A 19,985-nucleotide genomic window follows, 5' to 3' on the forward strand; every position below is an offset into this window, starting at 1 on the left:
GCACGTCTGGGGTTGTGGCTGGTGGCCGCGGTCCTGGCCGTCCGTCAGGTGGTCGTCGTCCTGAGCACCCCCAAGGGCGAAGGTCTGGGGGCGGCAGCCCCCAGGATGGGACGGGTAGGGGCGGCGGGGGCGAGATCCCTCATCATTGAGGCATGCGCGCTGCCCGTCTCATCAAAATGGTGCTGCTGCTCCAGTCCCGCGCCTCCATGACCGCCGCCGAGCTGGCCAGCGAGCTGGAGGTCTCCGAGCGGACCGTCACAAGGGACGCGCAGGCACTCTCCGAGGCAGGGGTCCCCGTGTACGCCGACCGGGGCCGGGCCGGCGGATATCGGCTCATCGGGGGGTACCGGACCCGCCTCACCGGGCTCGCCCGCAGCGAAGCCGAGGCCCTCTTCCTGAGCGGTGTGCCAGGGGCCCTGCGCGAGATGGGCCTGGAAGACGCCGCATCCGCCGCCCGGCTGAAGGTGTCCGCCGCCCTCCTCCCCTCCCTCTCCGACGCCTCCCGGTCGGCGTCCCAGCGCTTCCACCTGGACGCCCCCAACTGGTTCGCCGAACCCAAGGCCCCCGAACTCCTCCCGACCGTCGCCGACGCGGTGTGGGACGACCGCCGGGTGACCGCGCGCTACCGGAGCCGGGAGAGCGAGGTGGAGCGCGTGCTGGAGCCTTACGGGCTCGTACTGAAGGCCGGGGTCTGGTATCTCTGCGCCCGCATCCCCGACGCGGACACCTTCCGGGTGTACCGGATCGACCGGTTCACGGAGATGGACGCCGGCGCGGAGCGCTTCGTACGGGACGAGGAGTTCGATCTGCCGGCCTTCTGGGCGGAACGGGCCGAACAGTTCGCGCGGTCCATCCTGCGGACGGAAGTGGTGGTGCGGTTGTCCCCGGACGGGGTGCGCGCGCTTCCGTACGCCGTCGATCCCGTCTCCGCCCGGGACGCGCTGGCCGCCGCGGGTCCCCCGGACGAGGACGGCACGCTGACCGTGACGCTCCCGGTGGAGTCCGAGAAGGTCGCCCACTCCCAGCTGCTCGCGCTGGGGCCGGAGGCCGAGGTGCTGGCGCCCGCGAGTCTGCGGGCGCGTTTCACGGAGGACGCGACTCGGCTCGCGCGCCTGTACGGGACATAACAATCCGCCTCACTCCACGTGCGCCCCACCCGTACAGGCCCGATGCTTGACCCGTGATGGACGAGACGGAGTTCTGGGAGCTGGTGGACGCCTCCCGCCAGGCCGCGGAGGGCGACCCCGAGGAGCAGGCCGACCTGCTCGTGGACCGGCTCCTCCAGCTGGACCCCGAGCTGGTCCTCGACTTCGCCCGTCACTTCGAGGCCCGCTACAACCGCGCCTACACCTGGGACCTGTGGGGCGCGGCCTGGGTCCTGCTGGACGGCGCGAGCGACGACGCCTTCGACTTCTTCCGCTGCTGGCTGATCGGCCAGGGGCGGGAGGTCTACGAGGGTGCCGTGCACGACCCCGACTCGCTGGCCGATCTCATCGACGACTTCGACGAGGAGATCGACGGCGACGGGGAGGAGCTCGGGTTCGCGGCGGACGAGGCGTACGAACAGCTCACCGGCGCCGTCGCCGCCGACCTCGGTATCCCGCCCGCCCCCGCGGAGCCGACGGGCACGCCCCTGGACCTGGAGAACGAGGGCGTCCTGGCCGAGCGGTACCCCAAGCTGTGGGAGCGCTTCAGGGGCTAGCCCCACCGCGCCCTCCGAGACTCAGGCCGCCTGCCTGCGGCGACTCGTGTCCGTCGGGATGTAGGCCTGGTTCTGGTCCACCCGTACCGCGTGGTGCATCGGCGCCGCGTTGGCCTGGTCCAGCGCGGACGCGGTGACGGCGGCCGGGCCGAGGATCACCGTGGCGACGGCGCAGACCACGGCCCAGGGGCCGCGCGCCGACCTGGTCCAACCGGCCGACTTCTCCGTGGTGTTGACGTGGCTGCTGGTCATTTTCCCCACCCTCCGGTCAGTGCGTGTGCATGACGATAGGGAGGCCGCCTCGGGGGACCCGGTGAGCCGCCTGCGAGAAACCTGTGAGCGCCGCGCGGGTGGTGGCGTTCGGGCGGCCGTCGCCGCTCGTTCGCCTGAACTGCCCGTCCGGTACACCGGACCCGACTGGGATACGGGGAGCGGGTGGGGGCGGAGTTCACAGTCGTGACGTCTTGACCCGTCCGGTGCGCCCCGGCTTACGGTGGCCGCCGCCGAACAGGAGCGTCGTGCCCATGACCAGCCCGTACGTGAAGGGGATAACCCGCCGGGAGCACCTCGACCATCTCTGGCTGCACCCGGACGCGAGCCATCTCCAGATCCCCGAGTGGGCCGATGTGAAGCCCGACTGGACGGCGGAGAGCGTCGGTTGGTTCGAGGACGACGAGATGGTCGCCGTCGCGCTCGTGCTGTACCGGGCGTTCCCCGGGACCGGGCGCTGTCTCGCCTACCTTCCCGACGGGCCCGCGATCGACTGGCACAGCCAGCGCCCGGAACGGTACCTGGACCCGCTGATCGAACACCTGGAGAAGCAGGGCGCGTTCTCGGTCCGGATCGGCCCGCCGCTCGTCGTCCGGCACTGGGACGCGGCCACCGTGGCGGCGGGCATCGCCGACCCCGCCGTACGGCATCTGCGGGATCTGCCGACGGACGGGATCGACGGGTACGCGCTGGACATCGCCGAGCGGCTCGGGCGGCTGGGGTGGCGGCGGTGCAAGGAGAACGACGGGAGCGGGTTCGGGCTCGGGCAGCCTCGGTACGGCTGTCGGATCCCGTTGGCGGGACGGTCGGTGGAGGATCTGCGCGAGGGTCTCGCCCCGCACTGGCTACAGGCCCTGCGGACCGCTGAGGGGGGCGGGGTCGGGGTCTTCTGGGGCTCGGCCGACGATCTGCCCTCCTTCCACCGCCTGTACCGCGCGACGGCCGAACGCGACGGCTTCAAGACCCGCCCGCTGGACTACTTCCGGCGCATGTGGCAGGCGCTGAACGCCGAGGAGGCCGACCGCCTGCGGATCTATCTCGCCGTCCACGACGACGAGGTCCTGTCGGCCGCGCTCATGATCAGCGTCGGCCACCACGTCTGGCACTCCTACCCCGCGTCCGGCCGCCAGGGCCGTGAACTGCGCCCCAGCAGCGTCCTGTTGTGGCGCATGCTCTGCCAGGCCCTGGACTCCGGCGCGGAGACATACGACCTGCGATCCATCACCCCCGCCCTCGTCCAGGAGGACCGCCTCTTCGGCCGCCTCCTCTTCAAGACCGGCACGGGCGGCCAGGCAGTGGAGTACCTGGGTGAATGGGAACGCCCGGTGGGCACCCAGGGAAAGGCCCTGCAAAGGGCGCTGAGCGTCTATCTCGCCCGCAAGTAAGACCCCCCAGGGGCGCGGGGCAGTATCGATTTGCGGCTCCGCCGCGTGGGCGCGACCAGCCCCCACGAGCCCGCACCCGACACACAACCGAGCGGGGGTCCGGGGGCGCAGCCCCCGAGATGGGACGGGTAGGGGCGGCGGGGGCGATCAACGCCCTTGAAGACGAGCCGCTTCCTCCCGGATGAACGGAAGTTCGAGATACAGAGCGGCCCCAGGGCAACTCGTCATGTACCCGTCCTTGTGCCCCGCAAGGGAAGGAAGCCTCGCAGCCGTGCCGGAGGCATACCGGCTGAGACTGTTGCTGGAGACCAGCCGGGCCATGGCCCGCGGGTCGACATCCGCCAGCCCCAACTTCCACGCGGCCACCGCCGCGATCGCCCGCGTCATCGCCGCCGGCACCTCCACCCCCGCCGTGAACGTCCCGATCGCCGCGATCCCCGCCGTACGGTGGTTGAAGCCCTGGGTGTGCGCACCGGTGACGGGCCGGTCGACACCTCCCGCGCGGCCCTCGTACACCGTGCCGCACCGGTCGACGAGGAAGTTGTAGCCGATGTCGTCCCAGTCGCGAACGCCCGTCTGGCCCGCGTAGAGGTAGCGGATGATGCGGGGCGCGTCCGCGCAGTCGTAGCCGTTGGGCGAGTCGGTGTGGTGGACGAAGACGGCGACGACCTTGTCGTCGTAGCGCGGCGGCGGCTGCGCGTGCCGCGAGAGCGCGTCCAGCCAGGCCGAGCGCGGCACGATGTGCGGCCGGACCGCGGCGTGCAGGGTGACGGGCCGGGCCGCGACCGGGTGCGGGGGCACCGAACGCCCGTGGCCGATGCCGTCGGCGCACAGCACGAGGCCCACGACGGCGGCCAGTCCCGGCACACAGGCGAGCGCGAGCCGCACGGCACGGGGCATCCGGGCCGCGACCGCCCGCCGGGTTCCCGGCGATCTTCGGACACGCATGACCCCACTCTCGGCCGGATCCGCTCCGCCCGCGATGTGTGCTGTGCCACCCGGTGGAACCATCGTCCTGGTCCGGGGCGTTTTCCGGAGTGCACGCACGCGTGAGGGCTTCGCGGCCGGTACGCGTGCGCGTGGCTGATCATCGGGACCGTCCCGCCCGTAATAGGGGGTCCGACAGAAAGGCGGCTCCGTGGACCTGCTCGACATCGTGCTGTTGCTGGTCGTGGTGGCCTACGCGGCCTCCGGCTACCGGCGTGGCCTCGTGGCCGGCTGTGTCTCGTTCGCCGGGTTCGTGGGCGGCGCGGTCATCGGCGTCTGGGTGCTGCCCTGGATGATGGATCTCGCGGACCCGGGGACCACGGCGGCGACGGTGACGGCGGTGCTGACCGTGCTGGTCCCGGCCGTGGTGGGGCACGAGCTGGCGGGGCGGCTCGCGCTGCTGCTGCGCAAGGAACTGGACCAGGGGCCGCTCCGGATCGCGGACGGGGTCGGCGGGGCGGTGGCCAACTCGGTGGCGGTGCTGATCGTGGCCTGGGTGGCCGCGAGCGTCCTGGGCGCGTCCTCCTCGTCCCTGCTGACGACGGCGATCCGGGACTCCCGGGTGCTGGGCACGGTGCAGGACGCCATGCCGGACACCACCCCGGGCTGGTTCTCCCGGGCCACCTCCGCGCTCACCGAGGCGGGTTTCCCGCAGGTCTTCAACCCGTTCGAGAACGAGTCGACGGCCGAGGTCGCCAAGCCCACCGGCGACAGCGTCACGGCGAGCGCGACGAACGCGGCCAAGCGCAGCACGGTGAAGATCGAGGGCGTCTCCGGCAACCAGGGCCGCGAGGGCAGCGGCTTCGTGTTCTCGGACGAGCACGTGATGACCAACGCGCACGTGGTGGCCGGCATCGACGACCCGACCGTGCGGATCGGCGGGGTGGGGCGGTCGTACGACGCCCGGGTGGTGCTCTTCGATCCGCAGAAGGACGTGGCGGTGCTCTATGTGCCGGAGCTGAGCGCCCCGGTGCTGCGCTTCGACGACAGTGCCGCGCGCGGGGACTCGGCGGTCGTCGCCGGCTATCCGCAGGACGGCGATCTGAACCTTCAGGCGGCGACGGTCGCGAACCGGGTGCACGCGACCGGCCAGAACATCTACAACGACGGCACGGTGACCCGCGAGATCTACTCGATCCGCTCCACCGTCCGCCCCGGCAACTCCGGCGGCCCGCTGCTCACCACCGACGGCCAGGTCTTCGGCGTCGTCTTCGCCCGCTCCACCTCCGACAACGAGACGGGCTACGTCCTGACGGCGGACGAGGTGGCCTCGGACGCCCGGCGCGCCGCGAACGCGACGGCACCGGTGGACACGGGCGACCTGGTCACGTCGTAGCGCGGCCGGTCCCTCAGAGCGAGCAGCCCATGAGTACGTCGTCGACGTACTCCCCCGCCAGCAGGAACTCCCCGGGCAGGATCCCCTCCACGACGAAGCCCTCGGCCTCGTAGAGCCGGCGGGCGGGCGTGTTGTGCCCGAGCACCCGCAGGGTCAGCCGGCGTGCGCCCTGGCGGCGGGCCTCGTCGCGTACGGCCCGCAGCAGCGCCCGTCCGACGCCCGCGCCGCGCGCCTCCTCGGCGACGGCGAGACCCTGGATCTGACGGACATGGGCGTTGCAGACCAGCGGGGTCGGGTATCCGAGCCGTATGTAGCCGACGACCGTGCCGTCGAGTTCGGCGACCAGATGGTCGCGCGGGCCGAACCGCTCGTTGTAGAAGGGCTCGTAGGGCGGTTGGGGGCGCGGCTGGACGGAGTGCAGAGGGGACCAGGTGGCTCGGTCGAGGCGGCCCAGTGCCTCCTCGTCGTCGAGGGTGGCGCGGCGTATGTGCGGAACGGGCATGACGGCCACCCTACGGTGGGGCACCGGTTCCAGACCGGGACCTTATGTACGCACCGGGCAGAATGGGAATCATGGAAAGTTCAAGAATCTTGGTGGCCGGCGCGTCCGGTCTCATCGGCAGCGCCCTGGTCACGTCCCTGCGGGCCGACGGGCACGAGGTGGTGCGTCTGGTGCGCCGGGCGGCCCGCGGCGCGGACGAGGTCTGCTGGGACCCGGACGGGCGGTACGTGGACACCGCGGCGCTCGGCCGGGTCGACGCCGTGGTCAACCTGGCGGGCGCGGGTGTGGGCGACCGGCGCTGGACGGACGCGTACAAGAAGAAGATCCGCGACAGCAGGTTGCTCGGCACCTCGGCGCTGGCCGAGGCGGTCGCCTCGATGGACGTGAAGCCGCGGGTGTTCGTGAACGGCAGCGCGCTCGGCTACTACGGCGAGACCGGTGACCGGGTCGTCGACGAGAGCGCGCCGCCCGGGACCGGTTTCCTGCCGGAGCTGTGCGTGGAGTGGGAGGGCGCGACGGCCGCCGCGCGGGAGGCGGGCGTACGGACCGCGTTCGTGCGCACGGGACTGGTGGTGGGCAAGCACGGCGGCGCCTGGGGGAAGCTGTTCCCGCTGTTCAAGGCGGGGCTCGGCGGGCGGCTGGGCGACGGGCGGCAGTACTGGTCGTACATCGCGCTGCACGACGAGGTGGCCGCGATCCGGCATCTGATCGAGACCGACGGTCTTGAGGGGCCGTTCAACCTGACCGCCCCGAATCCGGTGACGAACCGTGAGATCACCGCCGCGATGGGGCGGGTGATGCGCCGGCCGACGCTGTTCGCGGTGCCGGCGCCGGTGCTGAAGGCCGCGCTCGGCGAGATGTCCGGGGACATCCTGGGCAGTGCGCGGGTGGTGCCCAAGCGACTGCTGGAGTCGGGGTTCACCTTCGCGTTCCCGGACATCGAGGGAGCGATCCGGGCGGCCCTCTGAATCCCCGCACGACCGTATGCGACCGCCAGGCGGCCGTCATGCGACCGCCGTGCGACCGTGCCCTGTCTCTGCGCGACTTCCCTTGACCGATCTCAGCCCTACCCTCGACCCGAACTCGGGTATTTCTGGGGCTTGTTGGGGGCATGACGTCTCCACCGGCCGCGCAACCGCGAGGAGGGGCACGTGCTTGATCCCGTGTACCAGGCGGACGTCGTCATCGTGGGAGCCGGGGTCGCCGGTCTGTCGGCGGCACATCGGCTGAGCAGGGCTGGAGTAACGACCGCCGTCCTGGAGGCCGCTCCTTACGTAGGCGGTCGGATGTCCACCGAGAAGGTCGACGGGTTCCGGCTCGACCGCATCGGCCAGCTGCTCTCCACGGCCTACCCCGAACTGCGCCGGACCCCGGGCCTGGACGCGCTCGTGCTGCGTCCCTTCGCGCCGGGCGTCCTGCTGCACAGCGACGGACGCCGGCACCACGCGGGCGCCCAGATGAGCGCGGGGGGCGCAAGGGGCGCACTCCACGCCGTACGCGCCCTGGCGAGCGCCCCCGCCAAGAGCACGCCCCGGTCGGGCTCCCCCCTGGGCACCGCCATCGACCAGGCCCGACTGGCCGCGTCCCTCGCACGACTGGCCGGCACCCCCGTCCAACGGCTCCTGTCCCGCCCGGAGTCGCCCGCCGCCCAGGCCCTCGCGGCACGAGGCGTGGCCGCCCGTACCGTCGACGGCTTCCTGCGCCCGCTGCTGGCGGCCCTGCTCTGCGACCCGGAGCTGACGACGTCCAGCCGCTGCGCGGACCTCGCCCTGCGCTCCTTCGCGGCCGGCCGCCTGTGCCTGCCGGAGGGCGGCGCCGAAGCACTGCCCGAACTGCTCGCGCGCACGCTCCCGCCGGGCACCGTGCACACCGGCGTCCGGGTCACCTCGATCGCCACGAACACGGTGACGACCGCCGAACACGGCGAGATCCGCTGCCGGGCGGTCCTCCTCGCCACCGACGCCCGAGCCGCCGCCGACCTCCTGCCCGGCCTGCGCGTACCGGACTTCCACCCGGTGACGGTGGTCCACCACGCGACGGACGAGCCCCCGCGGACGGGCGCGGCCCTGCTCCTGGACGCCGACCGTGGCGGCCCGGTGGCCCACACGGCGGTGGTCAGCGCGGTCGACCCGTCCCGCGCCCCCGAGGGCCGCGTACTCGTCTCGTCCACGGTCCTGGGCGAACCGCCCCAGTCCGTCGACACCGCGGTCCGCATCCACCTCGCCCGCCTCTACGGCACCTCCACCGCCCGCTGGGAAACCCTCGCCGTCCACCACACCCCCGAGGCGGTCCCCACCATGCGCCCACCCCACGACCTCCACCGCCCGGTCCGCCTCCTGGCCGGCCTCTACGTCTGCGGCGACCACCGGGACACCAGCACGGTCCAGGGAGCCCTGCATTCGGCCCACAGGGCAACGGCGGCAATTCTGAGGGACTTGGGAGCGGCAGGGTCGATGCACAGGGCGGACCCCATGCCAACAACGCGGGCGGCGTAAGAGGCTTTTGTCTTTTGTCCTTAGGGGCGCGGGGCTGTGTCGATTTGCGGCTCCGCCGCGTGGGCGCGACCAGCCCCCACGGCGGCGCGCAGACCACGCAACGGCCGAAGTTACGGCGAATCCCCCTAGCTCAATGCCGCGACCTTGTCGCGATACCCCCGCACAGGCGCCGCATCCTTGTACGGCTCCAACCTCCGCTCAAAGTCCCGCACATACTCAATCGCTCTCACAGACCGCATCTCCGCAGCAGCGCCCGCCGCCTCGGCCCCCAACTGACAGGCCTGATCAAGCTCCCCCAGCCCAAGCCGCGCAGAAGCAAGCACCACCCGACAGAACAGCCGACTACGAGCAAACGCAGGCGCCCTCAACTGCAAAGACCTCTCCGCGTGCTGCGCGGCCGCCCGAAACTGCTGAAGATCCCGATGCGCATGCCCGAACTCATCCGCAAGCTGCGCCTCGTCGAAGAACCGCGCCCAGTACGGCACTTCGTCCCCCGCCCGAGCCGCTTCGAGCGCCCGCTCGGCCCGCACCAGAGAGGCGGTACAGCTCCGTACCTCGCCCAACACCCCGTGCCCCCGCGCCTCGACGGCATGCAGCAACGCCTGCACCACGGGCGGCGCGTTGGTGCCCACCCCCTGCTGCGCCACGCGCGCGAGCTGCACGGCCTCCCGCCCGTGCCCGAGATAGACGGCCTGCCGGCTCATGGTGACCAGCACGTACGACCCGTACGCCCGATCCCCCGCAGCCTGAGAAAGTCGCAGGGACTGCACGAAGTACCGCTGGGCCAGACCGTGCGCCGCGATGTCGTACGAGGTCCACCCGGCCAACCGGGTCAGGTCGGCCGCGGCGGCGAACAGGCGCCGGCCGGTCTGCTCGCCGTAGGTGCCGCGCAGCATCGGCTCGCACTCGTGCTCCAGGTACCGCACGAGGGCCTGGCGGGCGTGGCCGCCGCCGTACATGTTGTCGAGGGTGCGGAAGAGCTCGCCGACCGAGCGGAGGGCCGCGATGTCGCCGGGGGTGACCTTCTGGCCGGGGCCGCGCTCGCCCTGGACGCGCTGGCGGGGGACGACCTGGCGGCCCTGGGAGGGGACCCGGGCGGGCTGCTCGCCGCGGGCCACCTTGTCGTCGGCCCGGCCGATCAGCCAGTCCCGGCTGGGCACGACGAGCCCGGCCGGGGTGAACGCGATCTTGCGGAGCTCGGCGTGGCTGCCGGAGTCCTTGCGCCACAGCCCGCCCACGATGTCGACGGCCTCCTCGGGGCTCGCGGCGAACTCAAGCCCGGCGTACACCGGCGCGCACGCGTCGAGGCCGAGGTCCTGGGCGGAGAGCCGGCGGCCCAGGCGGCGGGTGAAGACCTCGGCGATGAGGGCGGGGGTGGTGCCCCGGGGCTGCTGGCCGCGCAGCCACCGGGTGACCGATGTCTTGTCGTATCTCAGATCAAGCCCGTGTTCGAGACCGAGTTGGTCCACGCGACGGGCGAGCCCCGCGTTGGAGAACCCCGCTTCTGCGATGAGCGCGGCGAGCTGTCGGTTGGGAGTGCGCTGCGCGGGTCGTTCCGTCATCTGCGGTGCGGTCTCCTGCCTTTCGGGCCTCCAGGGGCCGCTACCGGCCCTGCTGTGCCCGGATTGCCTGTGAGCAGCCCTTATGGCCTTTGTGAACGGCGCGAATGTAGCGGAGAGTGAGCAGGCGATCGCACATTTCGACGTTCGTTCATCCGATCGTGTGAGGATTGGCCGCAGGGCTGACGCGAGACGGTCGGTCGTACAGTGGCGTAGGCACGTTTCGTGCCTTACGACTTCCAGGGAGGCGCTTGCCGTGAGTGAGCTGCGGTTCGTCCGCATGGGGTTCGGTACCGAGGCCGTCGAGTACCAGGAGGCCTGGGACGAGCAACGCCGGGTGCACGCGGCGCGCTTCGCCGACGAGATCCCCGACACCGTGCTGCTCCTCGAACACCCCCCGGTGTATACGGCGGGCCGGCGCACGGCGGACAGCGAGCGCCCCTTGGACGGCACCCCCGTGATCGACGTGGACCGCGGCGGCAAAATCACCTGGCACGGCCCGGGCCAGCTGGTGGGCTACCCGATCCAGCGGCTCCCGCGCCCGGTGGACGTCGTCGCGCATGTACGACGCCTGGAGGAGGCGCTGATCCGCACCTGCGCGGAGTTCGGCCTGCCGACCACCCGGGTCGAGGGGCGCAGCGGGGTGTGGGTGCTCGGCGACCCGGTCGAGCAGCGGCCGGCGCTCGGCGGGCTCTCGCTGGACTTCGACCCGCGGCTGACGGACGACGAGTTCGACCCGCGCCTCAACGGTCCCGAGTACGCGCCCTCCAACGCCGGCCAGCGGCGCGAGGACCGCAAGATCGCGGCGATCGGCATCCGCGTGGCCAAGGGCGTCACGATGCACGGCTTCGCGCTGAACGTGAATCCGGACAACAAGTGGTTCGACCGCATCATCCCCTGCGGCATCCGGGACGCGGGGGTCGCCTCACTGGCGGCCGAGCTGGGCCGGGACGTCACGATCGCCGAGGTGCTGCCCGTGGTGGAGCGGCATCTCAAGGACGTACTGGAGAACGCGGAGCTGAAGCCGCGGGAGATCGAGAAGGCGTCCGCCTGACCCGGGAATGCGCCCCTTCGGCCTGAGGTTGGCCTCAACGCGGGGGCGGAAAGCACGGGCGTACCCTGGTGTACGCCGAAGAATCGAAGCTACAGGGAGCCGATGTGTCCGCAGTCACCCCAGACGGACGCAAGATGCTGCGCCTGGAGGTCCGGAACGCCCAGACCCCCATCGAGCGCAAGCCCGAGTGGATCAAGACCCGGGCGAAAATGGGCCCCGAGTACACGAAGATGCAGAACCTCGTGAAGAGCGAGGGTCTGCACACGGTCTGTCAGGAAGCCGGCTGCCCGAACATCTACGAGTGCTGGGAGGACCGCGAGGCGACCTTCCTCATCGGTGGCGACCAGTGCACCCGGCGCTGCGACTTCTGCCAGATCGACACCGGCAAGCCCGAGGCCCTGGACCGTGACGAGCCGCGCCGCGTGGGCGAGTCCGTGGTCACCATGGACCTGAACTACGCCACCATCACCGGCGTCGCCCGCGACGACCTGGAGGACGGCGGCGCCTGGCTGTACGCGGAGACGGTCCGTCAGATCCACCAGCAGACCGCCGAGCGCGAGGCGGGCCGCACCAAGGTCGAGCTGCTGGCCCCCGACTTCAACGCCGTTCCGGAGCAGCTGGCCGAGGTCTTCTCCTCGCGCCCCGAGGTCTTCGCGCACAACGTCGAGACGGTCCCGCGGATCTTCAAGCGGATCCGCCCGGGCTTCCGTTACGAGCGTTCGCTGAAGGTCATCACGGCCGCCCGCGACTACGGCCTGGTCACCAAGTCGAACCTGATCCTCGGCATGGGCGAGACCCGCGAGGAGGTCAGCGACGCGCTCCGGCAGCTGCACGACGCCGGCTGCGAGCTGGTCACCATCACGCAGTACCTGCGCCCGTCCGTGCGCCACCACCCGGTCGAGCGCTGGGTCAAGCCGCACGAGTTCGTGGAGCTGAAGGAGGAGGCCGAGCAGATCGGTTTCTCCGGTGTGATGTCGGGTCCGCTGGTGCGTTCCTCGTACCGCGCGGGCCGCCTCTACCAGATGGCCGTCGAGAAGCGGGGCGCGTACATCGCCTCGCAGGCCGTGTGAATTCAGGCACAAGCGACTACCGCCCAGTAACTACCGGCTGACCGCGGCCCTGACCCGTCCTCGCAGTTGAGGGACTCGTCAGGGCCGCGTCAGCGTTCGGGGTCCGCGCATCAAGGCTTCATTGGTGTTTGACCGGTCGGTCACGCCCTGGTAACACCAAACAGTGACCCTGGTATCACAGCACGTACACCCAAGATCAGAGCCGTTCCGAGGGGGGACCTCCACCATGCAGGCCGCGCCCGTCCGCGCCACCGCCATTCCGTCCTTCACCGACGCACTGCGTGCGGTCGAGTCGCTGCTCCTGAGCAGCGGCCAGCGCACCGCCCGGCGCAACGCGTGGACCTCCGTCCTGGAGGACCGTCGCCGCGCCAAGGACCGTGTCGAGGCCCAGCGGGTCCTCGAAGAGGTCACCTCCGCCCGTCTCTGAAGCTCGCACTCCGCTTCCTCGCACCCTCCCGTCGGGCACTGCCGTCGTCGGCGCTCCCGGGGCCACGTAGACTTCACGGCATGGCGAGGAAGGACACAGCAGCGGACACCGCTGCTAACCCCGGGCGACTGAAGCAGATCGCTCTGACGTACAAGATGACCCGCAAGGCCGACAAGAAGATCGGTCTTGTACTCGCGGCTGTCGGCATCGGCATCTTCGGTGTTTTCCTCGCGATCGGCTTCTTGATCGGTCACCCCATCTATCTCGGAATCCTGGGCCTGTTGCTCGCCTTCCTCGGAACGGCGATCATCTTCGGGCGCCGGGCCGAGCGGGCCGCGTTCGGGCAGATGGAGGGCCAGCCGGGCGCAGCCGCGGCGGTGCTCGACAACATCGGCCGGGGCTGGACGACGACCCCCGCGGTGGCGATGAACCGCAGCCAGGACGTGGTGCACCGGGCCGTCGGCAAGGCCGGCATCGTGCTGGTCGCCGAGGGCAACCCGAACCGGGTCAAGAGCCTGCTGGCCGCCGAGAAGAAGAAGATGAACCGCGTCGTCGCGGACGTACCGGTACACGATCTGATCGTGGGCACGGGCGAGGGCCGGATCGAGTTGAAGAAGCTGCGCACGGCGATGCTGAAGCTGCCGCGTGTGCTGACCGGGCCGCAGGTCACCGCGACCACCGACCGGCTGCGCGCGATGGGCGACCTGATGAGCAACATGCCGCTGCCGAAGGGGCCGATGCCCAAGGGCATGAAGCTGCCGAAGGGCGGCGGGAAGGCCCGCTGAGCGTCGCCGAGCGTCAGGCCAACGTCCTGAACGCCCGGTCGTAATACACCATCGGGGATCCCTCCCCCAGTCGCACACCCGTCACCCGGCCGATCAGGACCGTATGGTCCCCGGCCGGGTGTCGTGCGTGTGCGGTGCAGTCCAGTTCGGACACGGCCCGGTCGACCGTCGGCAGGCCGGCCGGGCTGAGGCCCAGACCGCCGGACGCGAACTTGTCGGTGCCCTTGGTGGCGAAGCGCACGGCCAGCGGGCGGTGGGCCGGGGCCAGCACGCTCACGGCGAAGCGGTCGCAGCACTCGAAGGAGGGTGCCGAGTCCGCCGAGTTCGCCAGGCACACCAGGACCATCGGCGGCTCCAGCGAGACCGAGCAGAAGGAGCTGGCCGTGAATCCGCGCGGGGTTCCGTCCTCGCAGCAGGTGGTCACGACCACGACACCCGAGGGGAAGCGGGCCATCGCCGCCCGGAAATCCTCGGGCGCCACCGCGGCTTCGGCTTCCAGTACTTCCTGACGCTCCGTCATGACGGTGCACCACCTGTCGGGCCTAGATCGAGATCGTCACCCGGCTCCAGATCGACTATGCGGGCACCGTCCCGGACCGGCAACCGGGACCGCTCAGTGCACGGCTCCCGCCCGTTCCCCGCCGGACAGGGCCCAGGCGCCGTAGGCCGCGCCCGTGGTCTCGAAGGAGAGGGCCACGTGCGAGGCGGCACTGTTCACGTCCCGCCAGAAGCGCTGGACGGGGTCGGACGAGGACTGCCCCGAGGTGCCGCCGGCGCGGAAGACCCGGTCGACGGCGGAGACCAGCAGTTCCACCGCGAGGGCCAGGTCCCGGGCGCCCCGGACCGCCGCCTCCCCGTCCGGAGGGCACTCCGTGCCGTCGGCGACCGCCGCCGTGCGCAGGATCAGCAGTTCGGCGGCGTCGATCTCGGCCGCCGAGCGGGCCAGGGAGACCTGCGTCGAGGGCTTCTCGCCGACGGCCTGGCCCCGGCGGTCGACGCGCGAGCCGGTCCGTGCGATCCAGGCCCGCAGCGCGCCCCGGGCAGCGCCGACCAGCGGAGCGGCGAACGGCAGGGCGTTCACGGCGTGCATCGGGACGAGGTGGCAGCGCGCGTCCGAGGCGGGCGCCCGGCCCGCGTGCACGGCCGACCGCGGCAGGGTCCGGTGCTCGGGCACGAAGGCGTCGGCCAGGAGCAGGGTGTCGCTGCCGGTCCCGCGCATCCCCACGGTGAACCAGCTGTCCTCGATGGTGAAGTCGGCCCGCGGCACCGCGAAGAACCGCACCTCCGGGCGCGCGTCGGGATCCACCGGGCCCTCGGCGGGTACGGCCGCGCAGGCCAGCGCCCAGTCGGCGAAGTGCACGCCGCTGATGTACTTCCACTCACCGCTCAGCCGCCAGCCACCGGCCACGGGCTCCGCCTTGCCGGACGGCATGAGCGCGCCGGCCAGCAGCACGTCCGGTCCGTCCGCCCAGACCTCCGCCTGTCCCTCCGCGGGCAGGAACGCCGCGTACCGGCCGGCGTAGGCGGCGAGCGAGGCCGCCCAGGCCGCCGAGGTGCAGCCCTCCCCCACCAGGCCGACCGCGGAGGTCAGTTCGGTGAAACCGCCGGCCTCGCCGCCATGGGCCGACGGTACGAAGTGCCGGGCGAACCCCGCGTCCCGTACCGCCTGGACCACCTGCGGCGAGAGCCGCCTGGCGGTCTCCGCCTCCTGCGCGCACCGGGCCGCGATCTCGGCGACCCTCGGCGCCCTGGCCACGATCGTCGACTTGTCGCCTGCTGGCATCCTGCCCACCACCTCCGTCGGGAACGGCGACAGTGTCCCGGGACCGGCCCGTGGCCGAGGTGACCCCGGGCCGTGCGCGGCCCGCAGTCACCCGCCCGGCGCGGCAAAGGGGCGCCCGGATCACTCCGGGCGCCCCTTCGTCGTACACGTTCCGGACGTCGTAGACCTTCCGGATCTCGTGGTCGCGTCAGATGCGGACCTCCACCGTGCCCGCCAGCCGGTCGTGCAGGCCGCGGCCGTCGCGGTCCCAGATCAGGGCGGGGATCGCGACGCAGAGCAGGGCCGTGCGCAGCAGGGCGCGGGCGGGGCTGACGCGGCCGGTGGCCAGGGCGGCCACGCGCAGGCCGAACAGGCGCTTGCCCGGGGAGAATCCGACGGTGCCGACCGTCAGCGCGCTCATCACGAAGAAGACGAGCAGGGCCCAGTTCCCGGTCGCCTGGTCGTAGCCGTGCGTGATGAGGCCGTATGCGATCAAGAGGCTCAGGCCCCAGTCGACCACGAGGGCCCCGAGCCGGCGGCCCGGGCGGGCGATCGAGCCGGGTCCCTCCTCCGGCAGACCGAGCTGCTCGCCCCGGTATCCGAAGTCGACACCGGCTTGCTCGGCGGCCGCGCGGGGGCCGGAGAGCCACGAGCCGATTGCATCCCTGTTGTCCACGCGTCCACGGTACTGCCCGCGTTTCGGGATACGGACGGGTGGGGTCAACCGGGCGAGGTCCGGTTAACTTGTGTGAAACAAATGGGTCACGCCCGAGAAATCACGCGTCCCTAGGGTCGGAAACAGCGTGTGCCACCGCACTGGCAGCACGAACGAACTACCACCCCGGCGGGACGGTCGGGAGTAGGAGGAGCTGGATGTTCCAGAACGCCGACGAGGCCAAGAAGTTCATCGCGGACGAGGACGTCAAGTTCATCGACGTCCGCTTCTGCGACCTGCCGGGTGTCATGCAGCACTTCACGGTGCCCGTCGAGTCGTTCGACCCGGACGAGGAGCTGGCCTTCGACGGATCCTCGATCCGCGGCTTCCAGGCCATCCACGAGTCCGACATGGCGCTGCGCGCCGACCTGTCGACGGCGCGCGTGGACGCGTTCCGCCGCGACAAGACGCTGAACATCAACTTCTTCATCCACGACCCGATCACGGGCGAGCAGTACTCCCGCGACCCGCGCAACGTGGCGAAGAAGGCCGAGGCGTACCTGGCCTCGACCGGTATCGCGGACACCGCGTACTTCGGTCCCGAGGCCGAGTTCTACGTCTTCGACTCCGTGCGCTTCGCGACCACCGCGAACGAGTCCTTCTACCACATCGACTCCGAGGCGGGCGCCTGGAACACCGGTGCGCTGGAGGACAACCGCGGTTACAAGGTCCGCTACAAGGGCGGTTACTTCCCGGTCCCGCCGGTCGACCACTTCGCCGACCTGCGTGCCGAGATCTCCCTGGAGCTGGGCAGGGCCGGCCTCCAGGTCGAGCGCCAGCACCACGAGGTCGGCACCGCCGGCCAGGCCGAGATCAACTACAAGTTCAACACGCTGCTCGCCGCGGCCGACGACCTCCAGCTCTTCAAGTACATCGTGAAGAACGTCGCCTGGCGCAACGGCAAGACCGCGACCTTCATGCCGAAGCCGATCTTCGGTGACAACGGCTCGGGCATGCACGTCCACTCGTCGCTGTGGACCGGCGGCTCCCCGCTCTTCTACGACGAGGCCGGCTACGCGGGTCTGTCGGACCTCGCCCGCTACTACATCGGCGGCATCCTCAAGCACGCCCCGTCGCTGCTGGCCTTCACCAACCCGACGGTGAACTCCTACCACCGTCTGGTCCCGGGCTTCGAGGCGCCGGTCAACCTGGTCTACTCGCAGCGCAACCGCTCCGCCGCGATGCGCATCCCGATCACGGGATCCAACCCGAAGGCCAAGCGCGTCGAGTTCCGCGCGCCCGACTCCTCCGGCAACCCGTACCTGGCGTTCTCCGCGCTCCTCATGGCCGGCCTGGACGGCATCAAGAACAAGATCGAGCCGGCCGAGCCGATCGACAAGGACCTCTACGAGCTGGCCCCCGAGGAGCACGCGGGCGTCGCCCAGGTCCCGACCTCCCTCCCGGCCGTCCTCGACCGCCTGGAGGCCGACCACGAGTTCCTGCTCGCGGGCGACGTCTTCACGTCCGACCTGATCGAGACGTGGATCGACTTCAAGCGCACGAACGAGATCGCGCCGCTGCAGCTGCGTCCGCACCCGCACGAGTTCGAGCTGTACTTCGACGTGTGATCGAGCCCATGCCGTGAGGCGACGCCCCCGTTCCCGATTCACAGGGACGGGGGCGTCGTCGTATCGTTCTTGCACAGCTGTTCGACAGAAGTGCAGAGGCGACGGGGGACACGGGGATGCCCGAACAGGACGATGACGAGCGGGAGTTCGACATCAGGTGGGCGGACGGGGCCGAGCACAAGGAGCCCTCGGCGCGGGCCCGGATGCTCGCCGCGCGGTGGAAGGAGAACCCGCCCGCGCCGCAGCCCTTCCGCGCCGACCCCGGCCCGGCCGGTCCGCGGCGGTCCTCGTGGCTGTCGACGGCGATCGTGCTGGGCAGTGTCGCCGCGATCATCCTGCTGCTCGGGTACGCGCAGTTCCGGGCGCCGTACTAGACACGGGCCCCGCGGCCCGTTTCACAGCCGGGCTTTGCTGCTCCTAGGCCTGATCGCGACCGCTTCATGGGAGTGGCCGGGTGCACACTGGCGGTAGGGACGAGTGCCTTACTGCGGGGTGATGCACATGCAGAGCCGATTCCGGAGCGACCGGCGGTTGACCGTGCGGATGACGGTCACCATGTTCCTGCTCGGATTGTTGTACGTGGCTTTCGTCGGCGCGCTGATCGTGCTGCTGAAGTCGTGGGTGCTGGTCGTCGTCATCATCGCCGCGATGTTCGTGGCGCAGTTCTGGTTCTCCGACCGGATCGCGATGTTCGCCATGCGTGGGCGGGTCGTGGAGCGCGAGGAGTATCCCGAGCTGCACGCGGTCGTCGACCGGCTGTGCGCGCTCGCCGACATGCCCAAGCCGGTCGTCGCCGTGTCCGAGATGGACATGCCGAACGCGTTCGCGACCGGGCGCAGCCCCGAGCACGCCGTGGTCTGTGTGACCACGGGGCTGCTGCGCCGGCTGGAACCGGCGGAGTTGGAGGGCGTCCTCGCGCACGAGCTGTCGCACGTGGCGCACAAGGACGTCGCCGTGATCACGATCGCGTCGTTCCTCGGAGTGATCGCGGGACTGATCGTGCGGTTCGCCTTCTACTCGCAGATCTTCGGCGGCGGACGCCGGGACCAGAACACCGCGATGATCTTCGCGGCCGTGATGGGCGTCTCGGCGGCGGTGTACGCGATCAGCTTCCTGTTGATCAGGGCGCTGTCGCGGTACCGGGAGCTGGCCGCGGACCGTGCGGCGGCGCTGCTGACCGGGCGGCCCTCCGCCCTGGCCTCCGCGCTGACCAAGGTCTCCGGCGACATCGCGAGGATCCCGACCAAGGATCTGCGCACCGCGCAGGCCTTCAACGCCTTCTACTTCACCCCGGCGACCGGCAAGGAGCCGGGCATCGAGCGGCTGTTCTCCACCCACCCGTCTCTGGAGCAGCGGCTCGACCAACTGGGGCGGATCTCCGCCGAGTTGGGTGAGGCGGCGACCCCCGGAAAGGCGTGAGAATGGGGCTGCTGGACATTCTGCTCGGCCGTACCAAACCGGCACTGCCGGATCTCGACCGGCTGTTCGCGCTGCCGTCGGCAGCCGTGACCCTGGAGGCCGCGGCCGGTTTCACGCCGACCGGCGGCGGCGCGGTGTGCTTCGCCACCGTCGAGGGCGCCGCGTTCGAGCAGACGCACCGCGAGGTCCAGGCCCTGCTCGACGCGGACGCGGACCGGGACGGTCCGCCGGTGGAGCTCAGCCAGGACGGGTTCGGCTACTCCTGGCTGGTGTCCCGGCGCACCCCCGACCAGCTCTCGCAGCTGGTCAACGATCTGCACGCGGTGAACAGCTCCATGGAGGTCAACGGCTTCGGCCCGCAACTGCTGTGCTCGCTGGCCGGCTTCGGTGACGAGGCCGGCCGGCGGCTCGCGCTCGTCTACCTCTACAAGCGCGGCACGTTCTATCCGTTCGCGCCGCTGCCCGGCGACGGACAGCGGCGCGACAACGCGCTGGAGCTGCAGGTGAAGGCCGCACTCGCCGGTGACCTGCGGATGGAACAGGATCTGAGCCGGTGGTTCCCGGTGTGGGGTGCGCCGGGTCTGTGACCCGCTCAGCTCTTGTCGCGCGTCTGGCGGCGGGACTCCAGGGGGCGCTCGCGGCGGTAGCGACGCTCCCACCTGGCCTGCTCGTCACGGCGCCTGCGGTAGGCCTGGTACGTCTGGGGCATGGATCCCGACGAGCCCCCGCTCGACGCGGACCGCGAGGCGGTGCCGCTCCGCCCGTACTGCAGGTACAGGAAGAGCACGGCGGCCGCGGCCAGCCACCAGACGTGGTTCTCGAATCCTAGAAGGACCAGGACGACTGTCCCGGATATCAGCATGGTGCCCATCACGGGCCTCCGTGGGCGTGGGTTCTCGAGCGGTGTGGGTGTGCCGACGAGACGCTGGGGGCGGACGTCCGTCGAGCG

At 71.1% G+C, this 19,985-nt stretch carries 22 protein-coding genes; 14 read left to right on the top strand and 8 right to left on the bottom strand.

The features are described from left to right. The first annotated feature begins 152 nt into the window (after positions 1–152). Positions 153–1,127 carry a helix-turn-helix transcriptional regulator gene (locus tag ACWD5F_RS11010; protein ID WP_451253206.1) on the top strand — a complete coding sequence of 325 codons (975 nt, stop codon included), beginning with the start codon at positions 153–155 and terminating at the stop codon, positions 1,125–1,127. Positions 1,128–1,183: 56 nt separating this feature from the next. Further along, entirely contained in the window at positions 1,184–1,702 is a 519-nt protein-coding gene (locus ACWD5F_RS11015; protein ID WP_451254097.1) for a DUF4240 domain-containing protein, read from the top strand. A 21-nt stretch (positions 1,703–1,723) separates the two neighbouring features. Here the strand turns inward: ACWD5F_RS11015 and ACWD5F_RS11020 are convergent, their stop codons facing one another. After that, a complete protein-coding gene (locus ACWD5F_RS11020; protein ID WP_451253208.1) occupies positions 1,724–1,954 on the bottom strand; it encodes a hypothetical protein in 231 nt (76 codons plus the stop codon). Positions 1,955–2,226: 272 nt separating this feature from the next. Between ACWD5F_RS11020 and ACWD5F_RS11025 the strand changes: the two genes are divergently transcribed. Beyond that, positions 2,227–3,357, top strand: coding sequence for a lipid II:glycine glycyltransferase FemX (locus ACWD5F_RS11025; RefSeq protein WP_451253210.1), 1,131 nt, complete (start codon positions 2,227–2,229; stop codon positions 3,355–3,357). Between the two features lie 147 nt (positions 3,358–3,504). On the opposite strand, the gene ACWD5F_RS11030 is transcribed toward ACWD5F_RS11025, so the two are convergent. Continuing rightward, on the bottom strand, positions 3,505–4,305 hold the full coding sequence (locus ACWD5F_RS11030; protein ID WP_451253212.1) for a peptidoglycan recognition protein family protein: 801 nt from the start codon (positions 4,303–4,305) through the stop codon (positions 3,505–3,507). A gap of 190 nt (positions 4,306–4,495) precedes the next feature. Here ACWD5F_RS11030 and ACWD5F_RS11035 point away from each other — a divergent pair, with 190 nt between their 5' ends. After that, on the top strand, positions 4,496–5,680 hold the full coding sequence (locus tag ACWD5F_RS11035; protein ID WP_451253214.1) for a MarP family serine protease: 1,185 nt from the start codon (positions 4,496–4,498) through the stop codon (positions 5,678–5,680). Positions 5,681–5,693: 13 nt separating this feature from the next. Here ACWD5F_RS11035 and ACWD5F_RS11040 read toward each other — a convergent pair whose 3' ends face one another. Next, positions 5,694–6,182, bottom strand: a complete 489-nt coding sequence (locus tag ACWD5F_RS11040; protein ID WP_401729043.1) for a GNAT family N-acetyltransferase — start codon at positions 6,180–6,182, stop codon at positions 5,694–5,696. Between the two features lie 71 nt (positions 6,183–6,253). Between ACWD5F_RS11040 and ACWD5F_RS11045 the strand changes: the two genes are divergently transcribed. Both ACWD5F_RS11045 and ACWD5F_RS11050 read left to right on the top strand, forming a co-directional pair. After that, positions 6,254–7,150, top strand: a complete 897-nt coding sequence (locus ACWD5F_RS11045; RefSeq protein WP_451253217.1) for a TIGR01777 family oxidoreductase — start codon at positions 6,254–6,256, stop codon at positions 7,148–7,150. A gap of 183 nt (positions 7,151–7,333) precedes the next feature. Continuing rightward, a complete protein-coding gene (locus ACWD5F_RS11050) occupies positions 7,334–8,677 on the top strand; it encodes an NAD(P)/FAD-dependent oxidoreductase (RefSeq protein ID WP_451253219.1) in 1,344 nt (447 codons plus the stop codon). 125 nt (positions 8,678–8,802) lie between these two features. Here ACWD5F_RS11050 and ACWD5F_RS11055 read toward each other — a convergent pair whose 3' ends face one another. Continuing rightward, positions 8,803–10,239, bottom strand: coding sequence for a regulator (locus tag ACWD5F_RS11055; RefSeq protein WP_401729037.1), 1,437 nt, complete (start codon positions 10,237–10,239; stop codon positions 8,803–8,805). 253 nt (positions 10,240–10,492) lie between these two features. Here ACWD5F_RS11055 and lipB point away from each other — a divergent pair, with 253 nt between their 5' ends. The 4 genes from lipB to ACWD5F_RS11075 all read left to right on the top strand — a co-directional run bounded on the left by lipB (position 10,493) and on the right by ACWD5F_RS11075 (position 13,572). Beyond that, positions 10,493–11,290, top strand: coding sequence for a lipoyl(octanoyl) transferase LipB (gene lipB / locus ACWD5F_RS11060; RefSeq protein ID WP_451253221.1), 798 nt, complete (start codon positions 10,493–10,495; stop codon positions 11,288–11,290). A 104-nt stretch (positions 11,291–11,394) separates the two neighbouring features. Beyond that, positions 11,395–12,360, top strand: a complete 966-nt coding sequence (lipA, locus tag ACWD5F_RS11065; RefSeq protein ID WP_451253223.1) for a lipoyl synthase — start codon at positions 11,395–11,397, stop codon at positions 12,358–12,360. A 226-nt stretch (positions 12,361–12,586) separates the two neighbouring features. Further along, complete coding sequence (locus ACWD5F_RS11070; RefSeq protein WP_280877450.1) at positions 12,587–12,787, top strand: SCO2195 family GlnR-regulated protein; 201 nt, start codon at positions 12,587–12,589, stop codon at positions 12,785–12,787. Between the two features lie 80 nt (positions 12,788–12,867). Continuing rightward, positions 12,868–13,572, top strand: a complete 705-nt coding sequence (locus tag ACWD5F_RS11075) for a DUF4191 domain-containing protein (RefSeq protein ID WP_451253225.1) — start codon at positions 12,868–12,870, stop codon at positions 13,570–13,572. 13 nt (positions 13,573–13,585) lie between these two features. On the opposite strand, the gene ACWD5F_RS11080 is transcribed toward ACWD5F_RS11075, so the two are convergent. The 3 genes from ACWD5F_RS11080 to ACWD5F_RS11090 form a co-directional block, all read right to left on the bottom strand. Continuing rightward, positions 13,586–14,092, bottom strand: a complete 507-nt coding sequence (locus ACWD5F_RS11080) for a flavin reductase family protein (protein WP_451253227.1) — start codon at positions 14,090–14,092, stop codon at positions 13,586–13,588. Between the two features lie 93 nt (positions 14,093–14,185). Beyond that, positions 14,186–15,355: an acyl-CoA dehydrogenase family protein gene (locus tag ACWD5F_RS11085; RefSeq protein WP_451253229.1), complete on the bottom strand. Its 1,170-nt coding sequence runs from the start codon at positions 15,353–15,355 to the stop codon at positions 14,186–14,188. Between the two features lie 187 nt (positions 15,356–15,542). Beyond that, positions 15,543–16,010, bottom strand: a complete 468-nt coding sequence (locus ACWD5F_RS11090; RefSeq protein WP_401729028.1) for an RDD family protein — start codon at positions 16,008–16,010, stop codon at positions 15,543–15,545. Positions 16,011–16,207: 197 nt separating this feature from the next. On the opposite strand from ACWD5F_RS11090, the gene glnA reads away from it, so the two are divergent. The 4 genes from glnA to pspAB all read left to right on the top strand — a co-directional run bounded on the left by glnA (position 16,208) and on the right by pspAB (position 19,623). Further along, complete coding sequence (glnA, locus tag ACWD5F_RS11095; protein WP_401729026.1) at positions 16,208–17,617, top strand: type I glutamate--ammonia ligase; 1,410 nt, start codon at positions 16,208–16,210, stop codon at positions 17,615–17,617. 116 nt (positions 17,618–17,733) lie between these two features. Then, on the top strand, positions 17,734–17,991 hold the full coding sequence (locus tag ACWD5F_RS11100) for an SCO2583/SCO2584 N-terminal domain-containing protein (RefSeq protein ID WP_401729000.1): 258 nt from the start codon (positions 17,734–17,736) through the stop codon (positions 17,989–17,991). Between the two features lie 127 nt (positions 17,992–18,118). Continuing rightward, a complete protein-coding gene (htpX, locus tag ACWD5F_RS11105; RefSeq protein ID WP_401728998.1) occupies positions 18,119–19,036 on the top strand; it encodes a zinc metalloprotease HtpX in 918 nt (305 codons plus the stop codon). A 2-nt stretch (positions 19,037–19,038) separates the two neighbouring features. Continuing rightward, positions 19,039–19,623: a PspA-associated protein PspAB gene (gene pspAB, locus ACWD5F_RS11110; RefSeq protein ID WP_451253233.1), complete on the top strand. Its 585-nt coding sequence runs from the start codon at positions 19,039–19,041 to the stop codon at positions 19,621–19,623. A 5-nt stretch (positions 19,624–19,628) separates the two neighbouring features. Here the strand turns inward: pspAB and ACWD5F_RS11115 are convergent, their stop codons facing one another. Beyond that, positions 19,629–19,907: a hypothetical protein gene (locus tag ACWD5F_RS11115; protein ID WP_451253235.1), complete on the bottom strand. Its 279-nt coding sequence runs from the start codon at positions 19,905–19,907 to the stop codon at positions 19,629–19,631. Positions 19,908–19,985: the final 78 nt, after the last annotated feature.

This window comes from Streptomyces sp. NPDC002499 (assembly GCF_053595415.1).

What these genes read in the sequence shown, in the direction of transcription:
- ACWD5F_RS11010 (WP_451253206.1), top strand. Translation starts at nt 153, where the DNA reads ATGCGCGCTGCCCGTCTCATCAAAATGGTGCTGCTGCTCCAGTCCCGC.
- ACWD5F_RS11015 (WP_451254097.1), top strand. Translation starts at nt 1,184, where the DNA reads ATGGACGAGACGGAGTTCTGGGAGCTGGTGGACGCCTCCCGCCAGGCC.
- ACWD5F_RS11020 (WP_451253208.1), bottom strand. Translation starts at nt 1,954, where the DNA reads ATGACCAGCAGCCACGTCAACACCACGGAGAAGTCGGCCGGTTGGACC.
- ACWD5F_RS11025 (WP_451253210.1), top strand. Translation starts at nt 2,227, where the DNA reads ATGACCAGCCCGTACGTGAAGGGGATAACCCGCCGGGAGCACCTCGAC.
- ACWD5F_RS11030 (WP_451253212.1), bottom strand. Translation starts at nt 4,305, where the DNA reads ATGCGTGTCCGAAGATCGCCGGGAACCCGGCGGGCGGTCGCGGCCCGG.
- ACWD5F_RS11040 (WP_401729043.1), bottom strand. Translation starts at nt 6,182, where the DNA reads ATGCCCGTTCCGCACATACGCCGCGCCACCCTCGACGACGAGGAGGCA.
- ACWD5F_RS11045 (WP_451253217.1), top strand. Translation starts at nt 6,254, where the DNA reads ATGGAAAGTTCAAGAATCTTGGTGGCCGGCGCGTCCGGTCTCATCGGC.
- ACWD5F_RS11055 (WP_401729037.1), bottom strand. Translation starts at nt 10,239, where the DNA reads ATGACGGAACGACCCGCGCAGCGCACTCCCAACCGACAGCTCGCCGCG.
- ACWD5F_RS11070 (WP_280877450.1), top strand. Translation starts at nt 12,587, where the DNA reads ATGCAGGCCGCGCCCGTCCGCGCCACCGCCATTCCGTCCTTCACCGAC.
- ACWD5F_RS11075 (WP_451253225.1), top strand. Translation starts at nt 12,868, where the DNA reads ATGGCGAGGAAGGACACAGCAGCGGACACCGCTGCTAACCCCGGGCGA.
- ACWD5F_RS11080 (WP_451253227.1), bottom strand. Translation starts at nt 14,092, where the DNA reads ATGACGGAGCGTCAGGAAGTACTGGAAGCCGAAGCCGCGGTGGCGCCC.
- ACWD5F_RS11085 (WP_451253229.1), bottom strand. Translation starts at nt 15,355, where the DNA reads ATGCCAGCAGGCGACAAGTCGACGATCGTGGCCAGGGCGCCGAGGGTC.
- glnA (WP_401729026.1), top strand. Translation starts at nt 16,208, where the DNA reads ATGTTCCAGAACGCCGACGAGGCCAAGAAGTTCATCGCGGACGAGGAC.
- ACWD5F_RS11100 (WP_401729000.1), top strand. Translation starts at nt 17,734, where the DNA reads ATGCCCGAACAGGACGATGACGAGCGGGAGTTCGACATCAGGTGGGCG.
- htpX (WP_401728998.1), top strand. Translation starts at nt 18,119, where the DNA reads ATGCAGAGCCGATTCCGGAGCGACCGGCGGTTGACCGTGCGGATGACG.
- pspAB (WP_451253233.1), top strand. Translation starts at nt 19,039, where the DNA reads ATGGGGCTGCTGGACATTCTGCTCGGCCGTACCAAACCGGCACTGCCG.
- ACWD5F_RS11115 (WP_451253235.1), bottom strand. Translation starts at nt 19,907, where the DNA reads ATGGGCACCATGCTGATATCCGGGACAGTCGTCCTGGTCCTTCTAGGA.